Origin of the sequence: Streptomyces glaucescens (genome assembly GCF_002154375.1) — a bacterium.
Classification (GTDB): Bacteria; Actinomycetota; Actinomycetes; order Streptomycetales; family Streptomycetaceae; genus Streptomyces; species Streptomyces glaucescens.
In genome coordinates this window covers 1-8,611 of the sequence record NZ_MUND01000049.1, presented here as the reverse complement: position 1 = coordinate 8,611, position 8,611 = coordinate 1, and the positions used below count along the sequence as shown (strand labels likewise).

The window sequence follows — 8,611 nt, the reverse complement described above, 5'->3', positions numbered from 1 at the left end:
TCGCGGGGCAGACGGGACTTTACGGACACGGCCTAGGGGCTGTCGGCGCACCGAGGTACCGGGGACGCCCCGGGTGGCGGAGGCTCACCGTCACCGGGGGCGCCCCTGCGCCACCTCAGCGGCTGCCCGCCTTCTCGTCGCCGGACAGGTCCGGTGCGGTCGGGGCGTCCGCGTGGCGCGCCGGCGGGACGTGCGGGCGGGCCGGGACGGGCGTGGTGTGCCGCAGCCGTCCGCTCAGTCGGCGTGAGACATGGGCGCCCCACAGGGTCCACATGGCCAGACCCGGCGCGAGGTCGTCCTGTGCGTGCCAGGCCAGTTCCCGGCCGGCGGGGGCCGGGCGCAGGGCGGTCAGCGGGGCGTAGTTCTCCACCACGAAGGTCCGGCCGGGCCGCGGTTCCCCGCCCGGCAGGGGACGCCGGGTCAGATCCAGGTGGAGGGCTCGGACGACGTCCAGGTCCGCGGTGTCGGTGAAGAGCCGGAACTGGGCGCCGGGGCGGGGGTTGAAATCGAGCAGGTGGTAGCGGCCGGTCGTGGCGCAGCGGCGGAAGTCCAGGTCGAGGATGCCCCGGTAGCCCAGCTCGGCGACCAGGCGGGCGGCCAGCCGCCACAGCTGCGGCAGCTCCGTCCACGCCCCGACCGCGGTGAGGCCCGCGCCGCGCGGCCAGGAGCGCAGCTTGCGCCCGGTGCCGCCGGCCCCGAGGGTGCCGGAGCGGTCGGCGTAGCCGTGCACGAACCAGTCGCGGTCCTCGCCGGGTGGCAGGAACTCCTGGAGCAGCAGCGGACTTCCGGCCTCCGCGGTCCGCGCATACAGTTCCCGGGCCTCCTGGGCGGAGCGCACGAGGACGGTGCTGCGCAGTCCGGCCCCGGCCGGCAGCAGCCAGGGGCGGCTCCACTTCGCCACCACCGGCAGTCCCAGGCGCCAGGCGGCGGACGCGGCCCGGGCGGCGCTGTCCGGGGCCACGGTCACCGGATGCGGCACGTTCAGGGCCGCGCACACCGCGGCCAGCTCCGCCTTGTCGGCGACGTGCTCGGGCAGCACGTGGGAGGGGTCGGGCAGCAGATAGTCGGGTGCGAGCCCGGCACGCAGCCGGCCCACGGCGACGGCGCTCGCGTCGTCCATCGGCACCAGTACGGCGGGACCCGCCAGGCTGGCTGCCACGCGGCGCAGGACGGCGGCGATCTCGTCGGGGCCGGCGTCCGGGGCGGGCGGCGCGTGCAGTCGCCGTACGAAACGGGACCGGCCGACGGGACTGCCCGCGCAGTCGGCGACCACGTGCACCTCCACCCCGGTCCGGCCGAGCGAGCGCACGGCTCCCAGAGTTCCGTGGTGGAAGGGGTTCCGGTCGGTCCGCAGCAGAACGGCGGGGACCCGGGTGTCGAACAGCGGCACGGTGGTTCTTTCCATTCGATCGGAGTGCGCGCGCCGCGAAGCGCGCGGCACAGGTTTTCTCACCCGCGCGGACGAGTGGGGCACTCGAAAGCCCCAACCGCGCTGGCGGTATGCCGGTCCGTGTGACTGAGTGTCGGTAGATCTCCACGGCGCAGCACGAGAAGAGCGTTCGAAGAACAGCGCGAGCGTGGCGGAAGGAGCAGGCATGACCCCACAGCAGCGACGGGCCCGGCCCCGGCGGCTGGCATGCGTCGCGGCGACGGTCGCCGCGACTGCCGCCCTGGCCGCGGGGCCGGGGTTCGCTGCCGGACTGGCGGTGGTGGTGGTCGCCGATCCGACGCCGGTGCCCCCGGCGGTACCGCGACCCGAGGCGACCGGACCGCATGCCGTCCTGGCGCCGCCACCGCAACAGGCGGCACCGTCCGTCCCCGCGAGCCCGTCCGCCCCCGCGAGCGCGTCGGTCGCCGTGACCCCGCCGGTTGCCGCGAGCCCGGCGGCCCCGTCGGCCGTGCCGGTCCCGGCGATCCCGTCCGTCCCGTCGACCGCGCCGGCTCCGGCGGTTCCCCTGGTCCCGGAGACTCCGGCCGCCCCCGCGCCGCCCGCAGGACCGGCACCCGCGAAGGACATTCCCGCCATCGGCGCCTACCTGGACTACGGCCCGCGCGGGGTGGCCCGCATCGCCGAGTTCAGCCGGTGGCTGGGCGGCGCCGAGCTGCGCGTCGGCCACACCTATCTGCCCGGCGACCGCTGGAGCAACATCGAGGGCCGCCCCGGGTTCCTCGCCGCGTGGGCGGACTGGCGCAACCGCCGCGCCGACCGGATGCTCGTCCTCAACGTGCCCATGCTGGAGCGCAACGAGGAGGGCGTCCCCGACGCCGAGGTGCGGGCGCTGCTGAGGCAGGGCGCCGCCGGGCGGTTCGATCACCACTTCCGCGCCCTGGCCGAGCGGCTGGTCGCACTGCGGGTACCGGACACGGTGCTGGTGCTCGGCTGGGAGATGAACGGCACCACCTACACCCATCGCTGCGGCCCGGACCCGGAGTCCTGGAAGAAGTACTGGAACAGGATCGTCACCACCATGCGTTCGGTGCCGGGCCAGGAGTTCCGGTTCGACTTCACGCCGAGCCGCGGAAAGGACGCCGTCGCCTGGACGGAGTGCTATCCCGGGGACGACGTGGTCGACATCGTCGGCATGGATTCCTACGACCAGCCGGCCGGGATGTCGTTCGACGAACAGGTGAGTGAGCCCTATGGGCTGCGCCGGCACGTGGAATTCGCGGCGCAGCACGGCAAGGCCATCTCCTATCCGGAATGGGGTCTCTTCCGCAACGGTGACAACGCCGAGTACATGCGGCGCATGCTCGCCTGGATGGACGAGCACAGACCGCTCTACAACACGCTGACCGACTACTGCCCGCACGGCGTGTGGCAGTGCGACGAGAACCCCGAGGCGGCCGAGGTGTACCGCAGCGTGCTGTCCGGCCGCACCGGTGAGCCGGCCGCCCCGCCGGTGAGCCCGTCCGCCAGCCCGTCGGTCGACCCGCCCGCCACCGAGCCCGACCCGCAGCCGTCGGACGACTGCACACCGCTGGACCTGGGCGACTGGGTCGAGCACTGGCTCGGCGGGAAGCTGTGCGTGCGCGCCGACTGGTGGACGCGGTTCGACTGACCCGGCACGCCGACGGCGGCGGCAGGCACGTTCAGGCCCTGTCGCCACCGTCACGCCCCCGCCGCCGGACCAGTTCCCGGCCCCGGTCCCGCAGTTCGGCCCGGCACAGTGCCGCCGCCAGCAGCGGTGCGGTGCGCCGCCGGGCCAGCAGCAGCCGCCGGTTCACCACCGCATCCGGCCGCCAGTGGTGCTTGTACGGCTCGTCGCCGCGCAACAGGCTCAGCGTGCCCCGTCCGGCCAGGTGCTCGGTGGCGGCGTCCAGCAGCATGACCGCCACGTCCGCCTTGCGGTCCCGCAGACCCGGGTGGGCGCCGTACAGATAGCCGCCGGTGAGGCACGGCGACAGCAGCGTCAGATCGACGGCGACCACCGCGCCGTCCAGCACGAACTCGGTGACCACCGCGTCTCCCGACGCCACCATCGGCCCGACCGCACGCGTCAGATGGTCGCGGAACCGGGGACGCAGATGCTCCGGCGTCACCTTCCGCCCCTGCCACTGAAGACGGTGCAACTCCAGCAGCCGGTCCACGGTCCGTGCCACCTCGGCCGGGGCGACGGCGCGCCGTTCGACGCCGAGCGCCGCCAGCTTGCGCAGCTTGGCCCGCACCCGCTGCTGGGCCTTGGCCGACGGCAGCCGGGCGACCAGATCGGTCATGGGCAGCGGGGGCAGCTCCAGGCAGAGCGAGTCGTCGAGGCGGCGGCGCGGCCCGCGCCACCGCTCGTAGACCCGTTCCGCGGCGCCGCCGGGCCGCACCTCGCGCAGGTCGAGCAGCGCGCCGCGGGCCTCCCGGGCGAGGGCGCCGGTGAGCGCGGCCACCGCCCGGTCGCCGAGGGTGTCGTCCAGCAGGACGTCGGCGTAGTCGGAGATCGCCCCGCCGAGCGGTACCAGCGCGGGCAGCGGACCGCCCGTGCGCATCAGCGGGGCCGCCGCGACGAGCTCGCCTCCGGACCGCACCAGCACCAGCCGCAGCCGCCCCCGCCTGCCGTACGACCGCCACCACGAGTACAGCCAGGCGTGGGTCTGGAACGGCGTCGCCGCACCGCACCGCCGGTACAGCCGGGCCCACGCGGGGCCCAGCGCGGCGAAGGCGGCCTCGTCGGTGACGACCTCCGCCGTGCAGCCGGGCGCCGGGCGGGCGGCGGGCGCGGCGAGCGCGGTGTCCGCCGCGTTCACAGCGCACCGCGGGTGTCACCGGCCAGGGCCGGGCTCGGCAGCGCGGCGGGACGGCCCCGCCCGTCCGGGCCGCGCCGGGGCCGCACCAGCAGCGCCAGCCCGCCGAGCAACCCGCCCGCGCTCGCGCCGACCAGCCCGGTCACGGCCGGGGACGCCGAGGACGGCTCGGCGGGTTCGGTGGCGCGGGCGAACTGCTCCAGCTCGACATGGGTGGCCTTGACGGTGTCGCCCGCGTGCCGGGTGAGGGCGCGGGCCACCGCGTTGGCCATGTCGGCGGCGAGGTCCGGGCGGGCCGAGGTGGCGGTGACGGCGACCATCGGCACGTCCGGGGAGGTCGCCGTCCGCACGCTGGACCGGAGCGTCGCGACCGGGACGCCCGCCCACACCTGGGCGTCGCCGAGCACCGCGAGCTGGGTGGCGGCCCGGCCGTAGGCCTGGGCGAAGCCGAGCGCGGTGGCCGGGTCGGACCGCTCGGTGGGCACGGCGACGACATAGCTGGTGGCCGTGTACGTGGGGGCCCTGACCACCCCGTACCCGCCGCCCAGCAGCCCGCCGGCCAGCACCCCGGCGGCGAGCAGCGACCAGGGGGGCAGCGCCCGGGCGCGGGACAGGGGTGACGACCCGCGGCGCGGTGCGGGCGCGCGGTGCGATCCGGGGGCGTGGTCCCCGGTGACGTGCTCGGTCATGAGGCGGTGACTTCCTGCGGAGACGGGGACAGGGAGGGGGAGGTGGTGCGCGCGTACACGTCCATCAGCCGGGCGGCGCTGCGCGTGATGCTGTAGTGGTGGGCGGCCTCGGGGGCGGCGCGCGGTGCCGGACCGGCCGCGCGGGCCTCGGCGAGGGCCCGCGCGAAGGCGTCCGCGCCGCCGGAGACGCGGCGGGCCGCCGGGGCGCTGTGCGGGGGCAGGGCCTCGATCGCGGGGCAGGAGGCGTAACGCACCGGCAGCCCGGACGCCAGGGCCTCCACGATCGCCAGGCCGAACGACTCCTCGGGGGACGGCGAGGCCAGCACGTCCATCGCGAAGACCAGCGAGGGCAGGTCGTGGCCGGGGGAGCCGTCGGGGACGCAGGGGCGCTCGCCGGCGAACAGCACCCGGTCGGCGACGCCCGCATCGTGGGCGGTGCGGCGCAGCACGTTCTCCTCGGGGCCGCCGCCGACCAGCAGCAGCCAGTGGTCGCCGGGCAGCCGGGCGAGGGCGCGCACGAGGACGTCGAAGCGTTTGCCGGCGGTGAGCCGTCCGATGCCGCCGATGACGTACGCCCCCTCCGGCAGGCCCAGCCGCTGCCGGGTGCGGTGCCGCTGGAGCGGGTCGAAGCGGAACCGGGCCAGGTCGATGCCGTTGGGCACCACCTCGATGCGGGGGGCGGGCACGCCCCAGCGTCTGAGCCGGTCGGCGACCGTGGGGGAGACGGCGACCGTGACGCGACCGAGGCGTTCGCCGGCGAGGTAGAGCGCGCGCACCCCCGCGCCGAGCGGGCGGCCCTCCATCTGGGAGTCGCCGAGGGAGTGTTCGGTGGCGACGATCGCCCGCACGCCCGCGAGCCGGGCGGCGAGCCGCCCGTAGAGGCAGGCCCGGTACAGATGGGTGTGGACGAGGTCGTAACCGCCGTCGCGGACGATCCGGACGAGGCGGGGGAGGGCGGTCAGGTCGCGGTTGCCGGTCATGCCGAGGTGGACGACGCGGACGCCGTCGGCGGCCAGCCCGTCGGCGACCGCGCCCGGGTTGGTGAGCGTCACCACGTCGCAGTCCACCGGCAGATGACGGATCAGCAGCCGCAGCTGCTGCTCGGCGCCGCCCACGCCGAGGCCGGTGATGATGTGCAGCGCTCTCACGGCGTCCCCTCCACCGGCCGGCGGCGCAACCGGTGCAGCCGGTACTTGAGATGGAGGCGTACGGCGGTGTCCCGCTGCCCGATGTGCAGCCGGGGCAGGGCGTGCGGGCCGGTGAGCGGGCCGGGGTCGATGGCGCAGGCGTAGCGGTACCCGGCGGCGCGCACGGCGTCCACGGCGCGGCGGTCGACGGTGCCGTACGGGTAGCAGAACCCGGCGACCGGAGCGCCGGCCAGCTCCGTGAGCAGCGCTCTGCTCCCGGCGGTCTCGGCCCGCAGCACCGTGTCGTCCGCCTTCGTCAGATCGACGTGCGTCAGTCCGTGCGAGCCGATCTCGACACCGGCGGCGGCGGCCTCGCGGATGCCGTCCGCCGTCAGCAGCGGCTTGCGCGGGCCCAGCGGATCCCAGGCGTTGTCGCCGCCGAGCCGGCCCGGCAGCACGAACAGGGTCGCGCCGAAGCCGTGGCGGCGCAGCACGGGCAGCGCGTGGTCGACGAAGTCGGCGTACCCGTCGTCGAAGGTCAGCCCGACCAGCCCGCGGCCCCTCCCTTCGGCGCGGGCCGCCAGCAGCTCGGCGACGGACACGCCGCGCAGCCCGCGCCGGCGCAGCCAGCCCAGCTGCCGGTCGAGCCGGGCGGGTGTGACGGTGATGCGGTACGGGTCGTCGGAGCAGTCGCCCACGGAGTGGTACATCGCCACCCACGGGACCGGGGCGGTGAGGGACGCCGGGGTGGCACGGGTGCCGGGAGCGGCGGAGTCAACGGAAGCGGCCATGTGCGAGCCTTCGGGTCACGGAGCGTACGGAACGGAATGCGGGTGCGACGCCCTGCGCGCCCAGGGCCCGGCCGAGCAGGGCGAAGACGACGGTCACGGTCAGCAGTCCGGCGGCGAGCGACGGCCCCGGAGCGGCCAGGCGACTCGCGACGAACGCGCCCGCGAGCGTCGCCACCAGGGCCGCCCGCAGCGGCCGGCTCAGCTCCCCGAGCACCGGCCGGACCCGGATCGGCACCACCCCGCGCCGCCGGGTGCCGGCCAGCAGCAGGGCGGCGGTCAACGAGATGCCGGCCGCGTTGGCGGCGGCGATGCCGCAGGTGCCCCAGGGGCCCACGGCCCAGGCGCCGATCCAGGAGGTCGCCACCACCCCCAGCGTCATCGCGACGACCGGGTACCAGGTGGGCCGGCCCGCCCCGAAGTACGAGCGGATCAGCGCGCCCACCAGCGTCTGGCCCAGCAGCCCGAGCGCGTACACCCGCATCACCCGCGCGGTCGCCGCGGTGTCCTCGGCGGTGAACGCGCCGCGCTGGAAGAGCACTTCGACGATCTGCGGCGCGCACGCCACCACCGCCGCCGTGCCCAGCAGCACCACGCTCGCCGCCAGCGCCAGGTCGCGCTCCACCCGCGCGCGTGCCCGTTGCGTGTCGCCGTCGGCCAGCGCCCGCGCGACCACCGGGAAGGTGACCGTGCACAGCATCAGCGACATCGTCATCGGGATCTGCGCCACCTTCTGCGCGTAGTTGAGGTGGGAGATCGCCCCGGCGGGCAGATGGGAGGCGAGGAACCGCTCGATGAGCACCTGCGACTGGCGGCACAGCGCGAACAGCAGCACGGTCGCGACCAGTGCGAGGGCCACCGGCCGGGCGCTCTCCGCGGGCTCCCCGTCCGGGCCGTCCGCCGACCGCCTGCCCAGCTGCCGCAGCAGCGAAGGCAGCTGTACGGCGATCATCAGGCAGCCGCCGACCGCGACGCCGACCGCCGCCGAGCGCACGCCCCAGCGCCCGCCGAGCACGAACATCCCCGTGATGATGGCGGTGTTGTAGGCGACGTAGATCGACGCCGGGGCGAGGAAGCGGCGGTGGGCGCGCAGGGCGGCACTGCAGTAACCGGCGAGGCCGAAGGTCAGCACACAGGTCGCGGTGAGGCGGGTGCAGTCGACGGCCAGGGCCGGGTCCGGCAGGCCGGGCGCCAGTGCTTCCACCAGGTGCGGCGCGACGGCCACGACCAGCGCCGCGACGGCGGCCAGAGCCAGCAGCAGCCGGGGCGCGGTCGCGGCGATCAGGGCGCGCACCGGGTCGCCGGAAGCGCCCCGCGCCCGCCGGGCCAGGGCCAGGCTGAACGCCGGGACCAGCACGAAGGCCAGCCCGTCCTCGATCAGCAGGGTGGCGGCGAACTCCGGGACCGTCCAGGCCACCAGGAAGGCGTCCGTGTCACTGCCCGCACCGAACAGCCGGGCCAGCGCCTGGTCCCGGGCGAGCCCCAGCACCGATCCGGCGATCGAGAGCACCGCGGTGAGGAGGGCGGCCCTGGCGAGGAAGCCCCGGGACTCCTGGACGTCCTTCTTGAGGTTCTGGGGAGTTCCCGTTTCCTGAGGGGCCTCCGGCTGAGGGGCCTCCGGCTCGTGCTGGGTGCCTGGGGCGTGGGTGTTCCCCGGCTCGTAGGGGTCGTCGTTGTCCGGCTTCTGAAGGTTCCCCGGCTCGCGGGGACTCCCCGGCTCCTGGGGGAGCTGGGCGCCCTGCTCGGCGGTACGGGGGGTGGCGGCACGGGCCGGGGG

General features: G+C 75.9%; 7 protein-coding genes. 1 reads left to right on the top strand and 6 read right to left on the bottom strand.

The features are described 5' to 3' along the window. Nucleotides 1-115: 115 nt before the first annotated feature. Entirely contained in the window at nt 116-1,390 is a 1,275-nt protein-coding gene (locus CCN42_RS03950; RefSeq protein WP_086733080.1) for a carboxylate--amine ligase, read from the bottom strand. 205 nt (nt 1,391-1,595) lie between these two features. Here CCN42_RS03950 and CCN42_RS03945 point away from each other — a divergent pair, with 205 nt between their 5' ends. Next, nucleotides 1,596-3,059: a glycoside hydrolase family 26 protein gene (locus tag CCN42_RS03945; RefSeq protein WP_211294623.1), complete on the top strand. Its 1,464-nt coding sequence runs from the start codon at nt 1,596-1,598 to the stop codon at nt 3,057-3,059. Between the two features lie 31 nt (nt 3,060-3,090). Here CCN42_RS03945 and CCN42_RS03940 read toward each other — a convergent pair whose 3' ends face one another. From CCN42_RS03940 to CCN42_RS03920, 5 genes are all read right to left on the bottom strand, one after another. Continuing rightward, entirely contained in the window at nt 3,091-4,233 is a 1,143-nt protein-coding gene (locus CCN42_RS03940; RefSeq protein ID WP_086733079.1) for a GNAT family N-acetyltransferase, read from the bottom strand. Then, complete coding sequence (locus CCN42_RS03935) at nt 4,230-4,919, bottom strand: YveK family protein (protein WP_245877133.1); 690 nt, start codon at nt 4,917-4,919, stop codon at nt 4,230-4,232. The genes CCN42_RS03940 and CCN42_RS03935 overlap by 4 nt, the downstream gene beginning before the upstream one ends. Next, nucleotides 4,916-6,067: a glycosyltransferase gene (locus CCN42_RS03930; RefSeq protein ID WP_086733078.1), complete on the bottom strand. Its 1,152-nt coding sequence runs from the start codon at nt 6,065-6,067 to the stop codon at nt 4,916-4,918. Before CCN42_RS03930 ends, CCN42_RS03935 begins: the two co-directional genes overlap by 4 nt. Next, nucleotides 6,064-6,837, bottom strand: coding sequence for a polysaccharide deacetylase family protein (locus CCN42_RS03925; RefSeq protein WP_086733077.1), 774 nt, complete (start codon nt 6,835-6,837; stop codon nt 6,064-6,066). The genes CCN42_RS03930 and CCN42_RS03925 overlap by 4 nt, the downstream gene beginning before the upstream one ends. After that, on the bottom strand, nt 6,821-8,611 hold a 1,791-nt coding region (locus tag CCN42_RS03920; RefSeq protein ID WP_245877132.1), incomplete at its 5' end, for a lipid II flippase MurJ. The genes CCN42_RS03925 and CCN42_RS03920, both read right to left, overlap by 17 nt.